The sequence below is a fragment of the Streptomyces sp. RPT161 genome (genome assembly GCF_027533845.1).
Lineage (GTDB): Bacteria > Actinomycetota > Actinomycetes > Streptomycetales > Streptomycetaceae > Streptantibioticus_A > Streptantibioticus_A silvisoli_A.
This window is the reverse complement of record NZ_JAPZVN010000008.1, coordinates 178,891-193,219: the sequence shown is the minus strand read 5'-3', so window position 1 is coordinate 193,219 and position 14,329 is coordinate 178,891. Positions and strand designations below refer to the sequence as shown.

General features: G+C 70.9%; 16 protein-coding genes. 12 read left to right on the top strand and 4 right to left on the bottom strand.

The features are described 5' to 3' along the window. Positions 1–133: 133 nt before the first annotated feature. Positions 134–1,036, top strand: coding sequence for a hypothetical protein (locus tag O5O46_RS18475; protein WP_269856576.1), 903 nt, complete (start codon positions 134–136; stop codon positions 1,034–1,036). A 19-nt stretch (positions 1,037–1,055) separates the two neighbouring features. Here O5O46_RS18475 and O5O46_RS18470 read toward each other — a convergent pair whose 3' ends face one another. Together O5O46_RS18470 and O5O46_RS18465 are read right to left on the bottom strand one after the other, a co-directional pair. After that, a complete protein-coding gene (locus O5O46_RS18470; protein WP_269856575.1) occupies positions 1,056–2,381 on the bottom strand; it encodes a D-arabinono-1,4-lactone oxidase in 1,326 nt (441 codons plus the stop codon). Beyond that, positions 2,335–3,579 carry an MFS transporter gene (locus tag O5O46_RS18465; RefSeq protein ID WP_269856574.1) on the bottom strand — a complete coding sequence of 415 codons (1,245 nt, stop codon included), beginning with the start codon at positions 3,577–3,579 and terminating at the stop codon, positions 2,335–2,337. The genes O5O46_RS18470 and O5O46_RS18465 overlap by 47 nt, the downstream gene beginning before the upstream one ends. A gap of 155 nt (positions 3,580–3,734) precedes the next feature. Between O5O46_RS18465 and O5O46_RS18460 the strand changes: the two genes are divergently transcribed. Together O5O46_RS18460 and O5O46_RS18455 are read left to right on the top strand one after the other, a co-directional pair. Beyond that, positions 3,735–4,850, top strand: a complete 1,116-nt coding sequence (locus O5O46_RS18460) for a ferrochelatase (protein ID WP_269856573.1) — start codon at positions 3,735–3,737, stop codon at positions 4,848–4,850. A 14-nt stretch (positions 4,851–4,864) separates the two neighbouring features. Continuing rightward, positions 4,865–5,683 carry an inositol monophosphatase family protein gene (locus O5O46_RS18455; protein ID WP_269856572.1) on the top strand — a complete coding sequence of 273 codons (819 nt, stop codon included), beginning with the start codon at positions 4,865–4,867 and terminating at the stop codon, positions 5,681–5,683. A 127-nt stretch (positions 5,684–5,810) separates the two neighbouring features. Here O5O46_RS18455 and O5O46_RS18450 read toward each other — a convergent pair whose 3' ends face one another. Continuing rightward, positions 5,811–5,984: a hypothetical protein gene (locus O5O46_RS18450; protein ID WP_269856571.1), complete on the bottom strand. Its 174-nt coding sequence runs from the start codon at positions 5,982–5,984 to the stop codon at positions 5,811–5,813. Between the two features lie 295 nt (positions 5,985–6,279). Here O5O46_RS18450 and O5O46_RS18445 point away from each other — a divergent pair, with 295 nt between their 5' ends. From O5O46_RS18445 to O5O46_RS18430, 4 genes are all read left to right on the top strand, one after another. Further along, positions 6,280–6,933 carry a response regulator transcription factor gene (locus O5O46_RS18445; RefSeq protein WP_255930808.1) on the top strand — a complete coding sequence of 218 codons (654 nt, stop codon included), beginning with the start codon at positions 6,280–6,282 and terminating at the stop codon, positions 6,931–6,933. Positions 6,934–6,939: 6 nt separating this feature from the next. Further along, positions 6,940–8,211 (top strand): sensor histidine kinase, encoded by a 1,272-nt coding sequence (locus O5O46_RS18440; protein ID WP_269856570.1) that lies wholly within the window; start codon positions 6,940–6,942, stop codon positions 8,209–8,211. A 430-nt stretch (positions 8,212–8,641) separates the two neighbouring features. Then, a complete protein-coding gene (locus O5O46_RS18435; RefSeq protein ID WP_255930806.1) occupies positions 8,642–8,941 on the top strand; it encodes a DUF4193 domain-containing protein in 300 nt (99 codons plus the stop codon). 14 nt (positions 8,942–8,955) lie between these two features. Beyond that, positions 8,956–9,723: a hypothetical protein gene (locus tag O5O46_RS18430; protein WP_269856569.1), complete on the top strand. Its 768-nt coding sequence runs from the start codon at positions 8,956–8,958 to the stop codon at positions 9,721–9,723. Here O5O46_RS18430 and O5O46_RS18425 read toward each other — a convergent pair. After that, entirely contained in the window at positions 9,710–10,156 is a 447-nt protein-coding gene (locus tag O5O46_RS18425) for a DUF3093 domain-containing protein (RefSeq protein WP_269856568.1), read from the bottom strand. The two genes, O5O46_RS18430 and O5O46_RS18425, sit on opposite strands and share 14 nt — an antisense overlap. Before the next feature lie 150 nt (positions 10,157–10,306). Between O5O46_RS18425 and O5O46_RS18420 the strand changes: the two genes are divergently transcribed. The 5 genes from O5O46_RS18420 (at position 10,307) to kdpA (ending at position 14,329) form a co-directional block, all read left to right on the top strand. After that, positions 10,307–10,912 carry a PaaI family thioesterase gene (locus tag O5O46_RS18420; protein ID WP_269856567.1) on the top strand — a complete coding sequence of 202 codons (606 nt, stop codon included), beginning with the start codon at positions 10,307–10,309 and terminating at the stop codon, positions 10,910–10,912. Continuing rightward, on the top strand, positions 10,909–11,451 hold the full coding sequence (gene dut / locus O5O46_RS18415; protein WP_269856566.1) for a dUTP diphosphatase: 543 nt from the start codon (positions 10,909–10,911) through the stop codon (positions 11,449–11,451). The genes O5O46_RS18420 and dut overlap by 4 nt, the downstream gene beginning before the upstream one ends. 2 nt (positions 11,452–11,453) lie before the next feature. Then, entirely contained in the window at positions 11,454–12,224 is a 771-nt protein-coding gene (locus tag O5O46_RS18410) for a DUF3710 domain-containing protein (protein WP_269856565.1), read from the top strand. Between the two features lie 345 nt (positions 12,225–12,569). Continuing rightward, positions 12,570–12,659, top strand: a complete 90-nt coding sequence (kdpF, locus tag O5O46_RS18405) for a K(+)-transporting ATPase subunit F (RefSeq protein WP_269856564.1) — start codon at positions 12,570–12,572, stop codon at positions 12,657–12,659. Positions 12,660–12,667: 8 nt separating this feature from the next. Then, positions 12,668–14,329 carry a potassium-transporting ATPase subunit KdpA gene (gene kdpA, locus O5O46_RS18400; protein ID WP_269856563.1) on the top strand — a complete coding sequence of 554 codons (1,662 nt, stop codon included), beginning with the start codon at positions 12,668–12,670 and terminating at the stop codon, positions 14,327–14,329.

The following is a 14,329-nucleotide window of genomic DNA, read 5'->3' as shown; positions in this document are numbered from 1 at the left end:
GGCTGGGCTCCGGGTGGGCGCCCGGTTTTCCGCGTGGCGATGTTCACACAATCTTCAGAACCGGAACTGACGCTTTTGCTTGTCGGTCCTTTCTGTGTGCAAGGTGGAAGAGACCGACAAGCAAGGGACGGGGATGGATGTCAAGGCGGAAAACGGTACGAAACCGGACAAGAAGCGCATCGATCTCAGCCTGACCCAAGTCGCCGGTAGCGGCGCCGCCGCACTGGTGGCGGCCTACCTCGCGTCCTTCCTGGGCGTCTACGGAACGATCCTCGGCGCGGCCGTGGTCAGCGTGCTCGCCACCACCGGCGGCGCGATCTTCCAGCACCTCTTCCGCCGCACCGGCGAACAACTGCGCGACGCGACCACCCCGATGGTCCGGACGCAGAACCGGCGCACGGGCCCGGCGGACGATGCCACCAGAATGCTCCCCGCGTACGCCAGATCGGCGGCGAACGACCCGACCGCCGTGGTGCCGAAGGCCGAGCCGGACACCGCGCTGCTGATGCCGCGGCTGCCGCACGACGAGTCGTACAGCGAGTCGACCCTGCACGGCACCCGCTGGCGCGGCTGGCGCCGCTCGCTGCTGGCGGCCGGAGTGGTGTTCGCCCTGGCCATGGCCGTGTTCACCACCATCGAACTGGCCTCGGGCAGCCCGCTGTCCCGCACCTCGATCGGCCAGGCGGTCAACCCCGGTGGCGCGCGCCACGCGCCGACCGTCCCCAGCCACCAGCCGAGTACGGTGCCCAGCGGCGGTTCCAGCGAGTCCGGAACCGACGGCGGCACGACCCCGTCGCAGGACCCGTCGACCGGAACGGGCGGTTCCACGCCGTCGGAGCAGCCGAGCGCTGGACCGTCGCAGGGAAGTGGCGCGGCCAGCCCCAACACCACGCCGTCGCAGGCGCCTTCGCCGGGCCCGTCGCACGGCACCGGCTCGGACGGCGGCGGCAGCGGTCAGGGCGCGGGCGGCGGTTCGGGCCAGCCGGGCGCCGCCCAGCCCTCCCCGCGGGGCGGTTCCGGTACCGGCGCCCAGTGAGCCGGTACCGGACGGCCGGTCACTCGCCCAGCACCCTGCGCAGGTAGTCGTTGGCGAACAGGCGCTGCGGGTCCAGCCGGTCCCGTAGCGCCTGGAACTCGCCGAAGCGCGGGTAGACCCGCGCGAGGTACTCCGCGTCGCGGGAGTGCAACTTGCCCCAGTGCGGGCGCCCCTGGTGGGCGGTCATGATCCGCTCCACCGCCGTGAAGTACTCCTGGTGGCGGCTGCCCCGGTACATGTGCACCGCGACATAGGCGGTGTCCCGCCCGGAGGCGGTGGACAGCGTGATGTCGTCGGCCGGGGCCACCCGCACCTCCACGGGGAAGCTGATCCGCAGCCCGGAGCGCTCGACCATGGTCTTCAGCTCGCGCAGCGCGCTGGTGGCGGCCGCCCGCGGAACGGCGTACTCCATCTCGATGAACCGCACCCGGCGCGGACTGGTGAACACCTTGTACGCGGCGTCGGTGTAGGTCCGCGCGGACAGCGCGCGGCTGGACACCTTCGCGATGGCCGGAATGGTCGACGGCACAGCCTTGCCCAGTGCGCAGACCGCCTGGAAGACCCCGTTGGACAGCAACTCGTCGTCCAGCCAGCCGCGTACGGGGTGCAGCGGGGCCGCCGGACCCAGACTGCGGTTGTTGCGCTTGGTGTTGCAGCTGTCGGTGTGCGGGAACCAGTAGAACTCGAAGTGCTCGTTCTCGGCCACCAGTTGGTCAAACGTGCTCAACACCGTGTCGAACGGCATGGGTTCCTCGCGCGCGGTGAGCAGGAACGACGGTTCCACGCCGAACGTGATCGCGCTGACCACGCCGAGCGCGCCGAGGCCGACCCGGGCGGAGGCGAACACCTCCGGGTTCCGCTTGGCCGAGCAGTCCAGTACCGAACCGTCGGCCAGCACCAGCTCAAGTCCCTTGATCTGGGCGGCGATCGACGCCGAGTCGCGCCCGGTGCCATGGGTTCCGGTGCTGGTGGCACCGGCGACGGTCTGCTGCTGGATGTCGCCCATGTTGGTCAGCGACAGGCCGGCCGAGTCCAGCAGCCGGTTCAACCGGTGCAGCGGCAGGCCCGCTTCGACGGTGACGGTGCCCGCGGCGCGGTCCACCGCGCGCACCGTGGTCAGCCGGTCCGGGCGGATCAGCAGCCCGTCGGTGGCGGCGACCGCGGTGAAGGAGTGCCCGGTGCCCACCGCCTTGGCCGTCAGCCCGTCCTCGGCGGCCTGGCGCACGGCGGCGGCCAGTTCGTCCACCGAGGCGGGGGAAACGATCCTGCGCGGTCGCACGGTCACATTTCCGGCCCAGTTACGCCACGTAGTCGTCTCGCTGGTGGTGCTCGTCGTACTCGTCACGCTGCGGCCCCTCCCGCTCCGGCGCCGGACGCAGCCGGCGGTGCCCGAGGAACGCCGCCGCCGCGGCCAGCGCCCCGGCGGCCGCCGGCACCGCGTACCCCGTCCCGGCGCCGGACGCGTCCACGACCGACCCGGCGGCGGAGGAGCCGAGGGCCACCCCGACCGCGAGCCCGGTGCTCGTCCAGGTCATGCCCTCGGTCAGCTGCGCGCGCGGCACCAACTGCTCGACCAGCGCCATGGTGGTGACCATCGTCGGGGCGATCGACAGCCCGGCGACGAACAGCGCCACGGCCAGGGCGGGCAGGTTCCCGACCAGTTGGAGGGGGATCATACTCACGGCCATCGCGCACACCCCCAGAAGGAAGCGGCGCGAAGCGCTGCCCTTCGGGCGCAGCAGCCCGAACACGGCTCCGGCGCAGCAGGAGCCCAGCGCGTACACCGCCAGCACCACGCTCGCCGCGGGCTTGTGCCCCTGCTCCTGGGCGAAGGCCACCGTGACCACGTCCACCGCGCCGAAGATCGCGCCGGTGGCGGTGAAGGTGACCACCAGCACCTGGAGCCCGGCCGACCGCAGCGCGGAGCCACCCGTGCGGTGCTCACCCGGCTGCGGCACCGGCTCGGTGCCCCGCTGGGCGGTCAGCCAGCAGACCCCGACCGCCAGGAAGCCCGCGGCCAGCAGCGGTCCGGCCTCGGGGAACCAGGCGGTGCTCAGTCCGATGGACAGGATCGGCCCGAAGATGAAGCAGACCTCGTCGAGCACCGACTCGAACGAGTAGGCGGCGTGCAGTCGGGAGGAGTCGCGGTGGATCGCCGCCCAGCGCGCCCGCACCATCGACCCCAGGCTCGGCGTGGCGCCCGCCCCCGTCACGCACACGAACAGCGCCCAGTCCGGCGCCCCGAGCCGTACGCACACCAGCAGTGCGGCCACCGCGGCCACGGTCACCGTGGCGGCGGGCCGAAGCACCGTCCGCTGCCCGTAGCGGTCCACCAGACGGGAGATCTGCGGGCCGATGACCGCGGCGGCCAGCGCGAGCGTCGCCGACAGCCCGCCCGCCAGCCCGTAGCGCCCGTTGACCTGGGAGATCATCGTCACTATCCCGATGCCGAGCATGGACAGCGGCATTCGGCCGAGGAATCCGGCGGCCGAGAACACCTTGGTGCCAGGGGCGGCGAATATCGCGCGGTAGGGGGCGAGCACGGGCGCTCCAGGCGGCTCAGTGAGCTGAGGGAAGGACGGGGCAGGACGCGGTAGATGGCTTATACAGCTTATGGATGGGGCGCAAGGGGTTTTCCGGCACGATCGGCACCCGCCTGGCGTCTCGGCCGCCGGTGGCGGATGGCAGGATCGGAGCCATGGCCGATCAGCTGGACCCCACTCCCTACGACGCCCTGTTGCTGCTGTCCTTCGGCGGCCCCGAGGGGCCCGACGACGTGGTGCCGTTCCTGGAGAACGTCACCGCCGGGCGCGGCATCCCGCGCGAGCGGCTGAAGGAGGTCGGGCGGCACTACTACCTCTTCGGCGGGGTCAGCCCGATCAACGCGCAGAACCGCGAACTGCTGCAGGCGCTGCGCAAGGACTTCGCCGAGCACGGCCTGGACCTTCCGGTCTACTGGGGCAACCGCAACTGGGCGCCCTATCTGACCGACACCCTGCGCACCATGGTGGACGACGGGCACCGCCGCGTCCTGGTGTTGGCCACCAGTGCCTACGCCTCGTACTCCGGCTGCCGCCAGTACCGCGAGAACCTCGCCGACGCGCTCGCCACACTGGCCGCCGAGGGCCGCGAGCTGCCGCGGGTGGACAAGCTGCGGCACTACTTCAACCACCCCGGTTTCGTACGGCCGATGATCGACGCGGTGCTCCGCGCCCTCGCCGAACTGCCCGAGGACGTACGGTCCGGCGCGCACCTGGCGTTCACCACCCACTCCATCCCGACCGCCGCCGCCGACACCTCCGGCCCCGTCGAGGCACACGGCGACGGCGGCGCCTACGTCGCCGAGCACCTGGACACCGCGAGGGTGATCGCCGACGCGGTACGCGAGGCGACCGGCGTCGAGCGGCCCTGGCGGCTCGTCTACCAGTCGCGCAGCGGCGCCCCGCACATCCCGTGGCTGGAGCCGGACGTCTGCGACCACCTGGAGGCCGAACACGCCGCCGGGGCGCCCGCGGTGGTGATGGTTCCGATCGGGTTCGTCTCCGACCACATGGAGGTCAAGTACGACCTCGACACCGAGGCCGCCGCCAAGGCCGCCGAACTGGGGTTGCCGGTCGCCCGTGCGGCGACCGTGGGCGCCGACCCGCGGTTCGCCGCCGCCGTGCGCGAACTGGTGCTGGAGCGGTCCGCCGTGGAGCGCGGCGAGAGCGTCCAGCGCTGCGCGCTGGGCGAGTTGGGGCCGAGCCATGACGTCTGCCCGATCGGCTGCTGCCCGGCCCGCGGCCCGCGCCCGGCCGCCGCGGGCCTCGACTGAGACCGCCGAGCCCGATGCCGTACGAGAGGACCGCTGTGGAAGACCTGGACCGTGAACTCCTGGAGATCGCGCTGGACGCCGCGGAGCGCGCCGGTGCTCTGCTGCGCGACGGCAGGCCCGGTGACCTGGTGGTGGCCGCCACCAAGACCAGTCCGATCGACGTGGTGACCGAGATGGACATCGCCGCGGAGAAGCTGATCACCGGGCTGATCGCCGAACGGCGCCCGGACGACGGCCTGTTGGGGGAGGAGGGTGCCAGTGTCCAGGGCAGCAGCGGGGTGCGGTGGGTCATCGACCCGCTGGACGGCACCGTCAACTACCTTTACGGGCTGCCCTCCTGGGCGGTGAGCATCGCGGCGCAGCGCGACGGGCGGACCGTCGTCGGCGTGGTGGTGGCGCCGATGCGCCGGGAGACGTACCACGCGGTGCTGGGCGGCGGCGCGCACGTCAACGGTGCGGCGGTGCGCTGCCGTACCGCCCCCGCGTTCGAGCAGGCGCTGATCGGCACCGGCTTCGGCTACCTCACCGAGCGGCGGGCCGCCCAGGCCGAGGTGGTGCGCGCACTGCTGCCCCGGGTCCGGGACATCCGCCGCGGTGGCTCGGCGGCGATCGACCTGTGCGACCTTGGCTGCGGTCGGCTGGACGGCTACTACGAGCGGGGGCTGAACGCCTGGGACTACGCGGCGGGTGAGCTGTTCGCCCGGGAGGCCGGAGCGCTCACCGGGGGCAGGCCGGGCCAGCCGGCGTCCACCGAGCTGACGGTGGCCGCGCCCGCCGGTCTGTTCGAGCCGCTCCAGGGGCTGCTGGACGAGCTGGGCGCCTGGCACGACTGAGCCGCGCCGACGGCCCGGATGCGCCCGCGCCCCGGACGCCTCGTCGAGGCGTCCGGGGCGCGGTACACGTCAGTGATTCGGTCCCGAAATAAAAAAGAGCGCGAAGCCGCGCCTTCACCTGGCGGAATCAGGCGACCTTGCGAGAGACCACGACACCGTGCTCGGCGGCGAGGCGGTGCAGGTCGTCAAGCTCGGCCTGCTCCACCTCGGCCAGGAACTCGTCTCCGGTCTCCAGGGCACGGTGCAGGTCGGACTCGGCATTCCGTATGCGTTGCATGATTCCGGTGGTGAATGCGTCCATGAGGCGCCCCCTCGTTGTCGTCGGTGGCACAAGGTGGTGTGTCTGCTCTGGGCGATCACTGTGAACGCGCACGGATACGCGCGAGGTGTGGGTCGTGACCGCGGGGTTGCAGTCGTCTTCCCCTGCCCCGGCGGAACGGAAACCTCCTTATGCCGGAGAAGTTTGCCGACGGCCTCGCCGCCGCCCTCCGCCGGACGTCCTCCCGGACTCCCGCACGGCCGCTTACCGGTGTTTTATGGGCATCCAAGGCAGGATGTAGGGACACCCAGTCTGTTTCGTGGAAGGAACCTGCCTCGTGCGCGTACTCGTCGTCGAGGACGAGCAGCTGCTCGCCGATGCCGTGGCCACCGGCCTGCGCCGGGAGGCCATGGCCGTCGATGTCGTCTACGACGGCGCTGCCGCTCTGGAGCGCATCGGGGTCAACGACTACGACGTGGTGGTCCTCGACCGCGACCTTCCCGTGGTGCACGGCGACGAGGTGTGCCGCAAGCTGGTCGGCCTCGGGCTGCCCACCCGGGTCCTCATGCTGACCGCCGCGGGCGACGTCAGCGACCGGGTCGAGGGCCTGGAACTGGGCGCTGACGACTACCTGCCCAAGCCGTTCGCGTTCAGCGAGCTGACCGCCCGGGTGCGTGCCCTGGGCCGGCGCACCAGCGTGCCGCTGCCCCCGGTGCTGGAGCGGGCCGGGATCAAGCTGGACCCGAACCGCCGCGAGGTCTTCCGGGACGGCAAGGAGGTGCATCTGGCGCCCAAGGAGTTCGCGGTGCTTGAGGTACTCCTGCGCAGCGAGGGGTCGGTGGTCTCCGCCGAGCAGCTGCTGGAGAAGGCGTGGGACGAGAACACCGACCCGTTCACCAACGTGGTGCGGGTGACGGTCATGACGCTGCGGCGCAAGCTCGGCGAGCCCGCCGTCATCGTGACGGTGCCCGGCTCGGGATACCGGATCTGATCCGCCATGGCCGTCTCGTCCTCCCCCTCCTCGTCCCCGGTGTCCGGACCGCCGCCCAAGACCCCGCCGAAGCCGACGTGGGACCCGCGCCCCGCGGAGGCCACCGGCCCCTGGCTGCGGCCGACGATCCGGATAAGGCTGACCGTGCTGTACGGCGGCATGTTCCTGATCGCCGGTGTACTGCTGCTGCTGATCATCTACCTGCTCGCCGCGCAGGCCATGCACTCCGGTGACGAGGCGCCGTTCCGGCTGTACAGCGGCAAGGTGCAGATCACCAGCAACACCTGTCCCGGACTGTCCGATCCCAGCCTGACCACGTCGAACTTCAACGACGCGCTCGACCAGTGCATGCGGGCGCAGCGCGAGCACGCGCTGAGCGACCTGCTGCGCCGCTCGCTGCTGGCGCTGCTCGGCCTGACGGTGGTCGCGTTCGCCTTCGGCTATGTGATGGCCGGACGGGTGCTGGCGCCGCTGGGCCGGATCATGCGCACCGCCCGCGCGGTGGCCGGCTCCGACCTGTCCCGGCGGATCGAGATGGACGGCCCGGACGACGAGCTGAAGGAGCTGGCCGACACCTTCGACGACATGCTCGACCGGCTGGGGCGCTCCTTCGAGTCGCAACGCCGCTTCGTCTCCAACGCCTCCCATGAGCTGCGCACCCCGCTGGCGATCAACCGCACCCTGCTGGAGGTGCAGCTCGCCGACCCCAACGCCTCGCCCGACCTGCAGCAGCTGGGCAAGACGCTGCTGGCCACCAATCTGCGCAGCGAGCAGCTGGTCGAGGGGCTCTTGCTGCTCGCCCGCAGCGACAACGAGGTGGTGGAGCGCAAACCGGTCGATCTCGCCGAGGTGGCCACCCAGGCGCTCGACCAGACCCGTGCCGAGGCCGTCGCCAAGGGTGTGGAGCTGCGCGGCGAGAACCTCCAGCCCGCGGTGGTGCGGGGGAGCGGGGTGCTGCTGGAGCGGATCGCGCTCAACCTGGTGCAGAACGCGGTGCGCTACAACGCTCCGGACGGCTGGGTGGAGGTCAACACGGCCACCGAGGACGGGCAGGCCGTGCTGACCGTCGCCAACACCGGCCCGGTGGTCCCGGCGTACGAGCTGGACAACATCTTCGAGCCGTTCCGCAGGCTGCGTACCGAGCGCACCCACAGCGACAAGGGTGTCGGGCTCGGCCTGTCGATCGTCCGGTCGGTGGCCCGGGCGCACGGCGGCTCGATCACCGCCACGCCCCGGGACGGCGGCGGCCTGGTGATGCGGGTCGCCATCCCGCTGTGACCTGCGACGTGACCAGCGGGGTAACCCGATCGGGCGATAGTGTGCGGCGCGCCCGGGACGCGTTCGCTTCGCGCGGAATTTTCTGATCTGTCCGACCGTTTGGCCCCCTGTGACCGATCGCACATGCGATTTCGGCCATGCATACTCTGAGTGATCAGTTCACTTGCGCAAAAAGCCGAAAAATCCATGTTTCCGCAGGTCATGATCACGGGAAGTACACGTGACGGCGTGAGTGAAGTGCGACATTCGGACCGTGTTCGGTCCTGATAGGCAGCCCACCCGATCACCTCTTCGGGGGTGCGGTTGGGTGTCGATTGAGTAACAGGCCTTGATGTGAGGCAAAATCTCCGCCTCGGGTCGGGCACAAGACCGGCCCCTCGCGCGTTACGTGCGCTGGAGATACCGCAAACACCCAGAGGGGGAGAGCGCCATGGCAACCGATTACGACACGCCACGCAAGACCGATGACGACGTCAACGAAGACAGCATCGAGGAACTGAAGGCCCGGCGGAACGACAAGTCGACGTCCACCGTGGACATCGACGAGTTCGAGCAGGCCGAGGGACTCGAACTGCCCGGCGCTGACCTCTCCAACGAAGAGCTCTCGGTGCGGGTGCTGCCCCGCCAGGCGGACGAGTTCACCTGCATGAGCTGCTTCCTGGTGCACCACCGCAGCCAGCTGGCCGAGGAGAAGAACGGCCAGCCGATCTGCCGCGACTGCGCGGCCTGACGGCCGGGGTAGCCGTGGCGGGCCCCGTACCGTTCCGGAAGAAGGGCAAGGTCGGCGCTCCGGCGGCAGACGACGGCGAGCGAGGCTCCGCTGACCAGCGGCGCGCGACGCGGCCCGACCGGGCGGCGGTGGGCGTCCGGCGGGGAGTCTCGCTCGTGCGTCGGGTGGGCAGCGGCGCGCGGGCCGGTGCCACCGTGCTCACCGAGCGGCTGGTCGACGCCGCGCCACGGATCCCGGTCCGCGACCTGGCCACGCTGCGGGCGCAGTTCCCCGGCCTCGGCCCGGAGGAGATCGCCGACCGGCTGGTCGCGGGGGCGACCGCCGGTACCGCCACCGTCGGTGCGGGCATCGGCGCCGCCGCGATGCTCCCGGTGCCGCCCGCCATGACCGCCGAACTGGCCGCCGAGACGCTCGCGGTGGCGGCCGTGGAGTTCAAGCTCATCGCCGAGCTGCACGAGGTCTACGGCGTGCCCGCGACCGGTACGGTCCGGCAGCGCGCCGCCGCCTACCTCGGCGCGTGGACCGAGCAGCGCGGCATCCAGGTCAGCAAGCCGTCCTCGGTCGACGTCGCGCTCAGCGCCCAGATGAAGCGCGAGCTGCGCCAGCAGCTCGTCAAGCGCACCGCGCGCCACCTGCCGACGCTCACGCCTTTGATGGTCGGCGCCGCCGTCGGTGCCGTACTGAACCGGCGCGACACCCGCAAGCTCGCCCAGCGGGTCCGCGCCGACCTGCGCCAGCGCCAGATGCCCTGGGAAGACCTGGACGCGCCTAGCGCGCCCTGACCGCCTCCAGTGCCGCGGCCAGCCGCTCCGGCGAGCGGGTCGACAGGTACAGGTACGGGGTCGGGTCCTGCGGATCGGTGACCTCGACCTTCAACGCGGTCGGCACATAGCTGCGCAGCAGCATGAAGGCCCGCATGTCCGCCTTGTACGTGCGCCATGCCCGCGCCTCCTCGGCGTCCAGTGCCAGCGCCTCGCCCAGCGCCTCCACCGGGATCTTCGCCTCCCCGGCCACCAGCGACCCGGCGACCACCCGGATCCGCGCCGAACCGTAGGAACTCACCAGGGCCAGGAACAGCGCCGTCGCCCCGACGAAGACACCGAGCAGCGGCAGCGTCCCGAACGGCAGCGCTATCAGCGCACAGCCGATTCCACCCACCACGGCGAGGAACCACCAGGAGCGCGGCACGGTGAGGCGTTCGTCGTAAGGCTGCATGGCAACAGCTTGACACGCGTGACTATGAACGCGTTCGACCGCTCCACACCCCCGCGTACCGGAAGGCTCGCTTCCGGTACGTGCCGGGCGATTCGATCCCCTGTGCGCACCGTACGGATTCCGCACCCGTAGGAGGGTAGGGTTCGGGCCGTGAGTGCAGCTACAGGATCCGACAGCGGCGTTGGCGCCGCGCTGACGCCACCGCCTGAGGCGACCCCACCGGTCCGGCACCCCGAGGCCCCCGAGCCGGGCACGCTGCTGGGGGCGCACTACGACCAGTGCTTCGGCTGCGGCGAGGACCAGCCGCACGGGCTGCACCTTCAGGCACGGGCCGGCGAGGGCGTCACCGTCACCGCCGAGTTCACCGTGCGCCCCGCCCACCAGGGCGCCCCCGGCCTCGCCCACGGCGGTGTGCTGACGCTGGCGCTGGACGAGACGCTGGGCTCGCTGAACTGGCTGCTGCGGGTCATCGCGGTCACCGGCCGGCTGGAGACCGACTTCCTGCGTCCGGTCCCGGTCGGCGCCACCCTCCATCTCCAGGCGCGCTGCACCGGCGTCGCGGGGCGCAAGATCTACGGTTCCGCCGTCGGCCGGATAGGCGGCCCGGACGGGCCGGTGGCGGTGCGCGCCGACGCCGTCTTCGTCGAGGTGAAGCTCGAACACTTCACCAAGAACGGCCGCCCCCAGGAGATCAAGGCCGCCCTCGCCGACCCCGACCAGGTCAAGGTCGCCCGCGCCTTCGAGGTGAACCCGTGAGTGCCGCCCGCGAACCGGTGGACGTGCTGATCCGCCGCGTCGACCCCGAGGTTCCCATCCCGTCCTACGGCCACCCCGGCGACGCGGGCGTCGACCTGGTGACCACCGAGGCCGCCGAACTCGCCCCCGGCGAGCGCATGGTGCTGCCGACCGGCATCGCCATCGCGCTGCCCGACGGGTACGCCGCGTTCGTCCACCCGCGTTCGGGGCTTGCCGCTCGGTGTGGTGTCTCCATGGTGAATACGCCCGGGACGGTGGATGCCGGGTACCGTGGGGAGATCAAGGTGATTGTGGTCAACCTGGACCCGCGCGAGAGCGTACGGTTCGAGCGGTTCGACCGGATCGCCCAGCTGGTCGTCCAGCAGGTCGAGAAGGTCCGCTTCCACGAGGTCGCGGAGCTGCCCGGCTCTGCGAGGGCCGCGGGGGGCTTCGGCTCCACTGGGGGGCATGCCGCGGTGGCGGGCCCGGCGGCTCGTACGACGGGTTCTACGATCGGTAAGGGCTACGCTTCGGTCGCCGCAGACCGGGAAGGACAGTGACCGTGTTCCGTCGTCGCCGCAAGGAGCGCGAAGACGCCCTCGACGGGCTTGCCGAAGAGGCGGGCCCGGACGAGACGACACAGGACGCCGACGCGTCAGAGGAGCCGGAGGAGTCCCGGCGCTTCAACCTGCCGCCAGCCCCGCGCCCGGACGGACCGTGGGACATCAGTGAGGTCAGCAACCCCGGCGAGGGCCGGGTGGACCTCGGCGGGCTGTTCGTGCCCGGGGTGGACGGCATGGAGCTGCGGGTGGAGGTGGCGGGCGACGCGATCGTCGCGGCGACCGTCGTGCTCCAGGACAGCGCCATCCAGCTACAGGCGTTCGCCGCGCCCAAGTCCGAGGGGATCTGGGGCGAGGTACGCGAGGAGATCGCTTCCGGGATCACCCAGCAGGGCGGTGTCATCGACGAGGTCGAGGGCCCGCTCGGCTGGGAGCTGCGCGCGCAGGTCCCGGTGCAGCTGCCGGACGGCACCAACGGTGTGCAGCTGGTGCGCTTCGTCGGCTGCGACGGGCCGCGCTGGTTCCTGCGCGGAGTGATCTCCGGTCAGGGCGCGGTGCATCCGCAGGCCGCCGGTGTGCTGGAGCAGATCTTCCGGGACACCGTGGTCAACCGGGGCGACTCGCCGATGGCTCCGCGCGACCCCGTCGTCCTCAAACTCCCCGACGACGCCCAGATGATGCCGGAGGGCCTCCAGGACCAGGGCGCGCCGGGCAAGTTCTCCGACGGCATCGACCCGATGCGCCGCGGCCCGGAGATCACCGAGGTCCGCTGACAGCGGTCGGCCGTCCGCGCCGCGGTGCCTGCCCGGGCGCGGCGGATCGCGTTTTGGACGCGATGGGATAACGCCTTCAATACGTAGGAAACCGGTGGCCCGGACCTGTGAAAACAGGTCCGGGCCACCGGTTTTTCTTGTGCGTATGGAAGGCGTCAAGGGCGCGACAAAGGGCGTAAGGGAGGCGTCAACGCGGCTCGCGTTCGGAGGATCGGCGGTTTCACTCGACGTTGTCCGAAATCCGATCCCGAAATAGGAGCACGCGATGGCCGACTTGGCCTTCGTCCTCACCACTCTCGCGGTCTTCGCGCTGGTGGCTCTGGTCGCCAAGGGGGTTGCGAAGCTGTGAGCGCCGAGAACATCACCGGCCTCGTCGTGGCCGTCGCCCTGCTGGGTTACCTGGTCCTCGCCCTCATCTACCCGGAGAGGTTCTGAGCGTCCACATGAGCCCGATACTCGCAGACGTGCTCCAGGTCTCCGCGCTGGTCGTGGCGCTCGCCCTGGTGTACGTGCCCCTCGGCGACTACATGGCCGGGGTCTACAGCTCGAAGAAGCACCTGCGCGTGGAGCGCTTGATCTACCGCTCCATTGGCGCCAACCCCGACACCGAGATGCGCTGGCCCGCCTATCTGCGCGGCGTCCTCGCCTTCTCGCTGATCAGCGTCCTGTTCCTCTACCTGCTGCAGCGGATCCAGAACCACCTGCCCGGCTCGCTCGGCTTCGCCGCCGTCACACCGCAGCAGGCGTTCAACACCGCCGCCTCCTTCGTCACCAACACCAACTGGCAGTCGTACTCCGGCGAGACCACGATGGGTCACGTCGTGCAGACCGGTGGCCTGGCGGTGCAGAACTTCGTCTCCGCCGCCGTCGGCATCGCGGTGGCCATCGCGCTGGTCCGCGGCTTCGCCCGGTCGCGCACCGGTGAGCTCGGCAACTTCTGGTCGGACCTGGTGCGCACCACCGTCCGCATCCTGCTGCCGCTCTCCTTCGTCGCCGCGATCGTGCTGGTCGCCTGCGGCGCCATCCAGGACTTCGGCACCTGGCACAACCTGACCACCCTGACCGGTGGTTCGCAGGGCATGCCGGTCGGCGGGGTCGCCTCGCAGGAGGCGATCAAGGAACTGGGCACCAACGGCGGTGGCTTCTTCAACGCCAACTCGGCCCACCCGTTCGAGAACCCGAACGCCTTCACCAACCTCTTCGAGATCTTCCTGATCCTCGTCATCCCGTTCGCGCTCACCCGCACCTTCGGCAAGCTGGTCGGCAACGTGAAGCAGGGCTACGCGATCCTCGCCGCGATGTTCATCATCTGGCTGGGCTTCGTCGTCCTGATGAGCTGGACCGAGTTCGCCCACCCGGGCGCCGCGCTCCAGGCCGCGCACGGCGCGATGGAGGGCAAGGAGCAGCGGTTCGGCGTCGGAGCGTCCGCGCTCTTCTCGGTCAGCACGACGCTCACCTCGACCGGCGCGGTGGACTCCTTCCACTCGTCGTTCACCGCCTTCGGCGGCGGCCTCGACCTGCTCGCCATGATGCTCGGCGAACTCGCGCCCGGCGGTACCGGTTCCGGCCTATACGGCATGCTGATCATGGCGATCATCGCGGTGTTCATCGCCGGTCTGATGGTCGGCCGCACCCCCGAGTACCTGGGCAAGAAGATCGGCGGCCGGGAGATCAAGTTCGCCGCGTGCTACATCCTGATCACCCCCGCGGTGGCGCTGATCTTCACCGCGCTGGCGATGGCCCTGCCGACGCCGATCCACTCGGCGGCCAACCCCGGCCCGCACGGCTTCTCCGAGGTGCTCTACGCGTACACCTCCGCGGCCAACAACAACGGTTCGGCCTTCGCGGGTCTGAACGCCAACACCGACTGGTTCAACACCACGACCGGTCTCGCGGTCCTGCTGGGTCGCTTCCTGCCGATGGTGTTCGTGCTGGCGCTGGCCGGCTCGCTCGCCGAGCAGCGGCCGGTCCCGGAGACCGCGGGCACCCTGCGCACCGAAAAGCCGCTGTTCGCGGGGCTGTTGGTGGGCACCGTGCTGATCGTCACCGGTCTGACGTACTTCCCCGCGCTGGCGCTGGGCCCGATCGCTGAGGGGCTGTCATGA

Bases quoted from the DNA above. Each gene is read 5' to 3' on its own strand.
- O5O46_RS18435 (WP_255930806.1), top strand. From the start codon at position 8,642: ATGGCAACCGATTACGACACGCCACGCAAGACCGATGACGACGTCAAC.
- O5O46_RS18455 (WP_269856572.1), top strand. From the start codon at position 4,865: ATGCCGTACGAGAGGACCGCTGTGGAAGACCTGGACCGTGAACTCCTG.
- O5O46_RS18425 (WP_269856568.1), bottom strand. From the start codon at position 10,156: ATGCAGCCTTACGACGAACGCCTCACCGTGCCGCGCTCCTGGTGGTTC.
- O5O46_RS18460 (WP_269856573.1), top strand. From the start codon at position 3,735: ATGGCCGATCAGCTGGACCCCACTCCCTACGACGCCCTGTTGCTGCTG.
- O5O46_RS18450 (WP_269856571.1), bottom strand. From the start codon at position 5,984: ATGGACGCATTCACCACCGGAATCATGCAACGCATACGGAATGCCGAG.
- O5O46_RS18475 (WP_269856576.1), top strand. From the start codon at position 134: ATGGATGTCAAGGCGGAAAACGGTACGAAACCGGACAAGAAGCGCATC.
- O5O46_RS18440 (WP_269856570.1), top strand. From the start codon at position 6,940: ATGGCCGTCTCGTCCTCCCCCTCCTCGTCCCCGGTGTCCGGACCGCCG.
- kdpA (WP_269856563.1), top strand. From the start codon at position 12,668: ATGAGCCCGATACTCGCAGACGTGCTCCAGGTCTCCGCGCTGGTCGTG.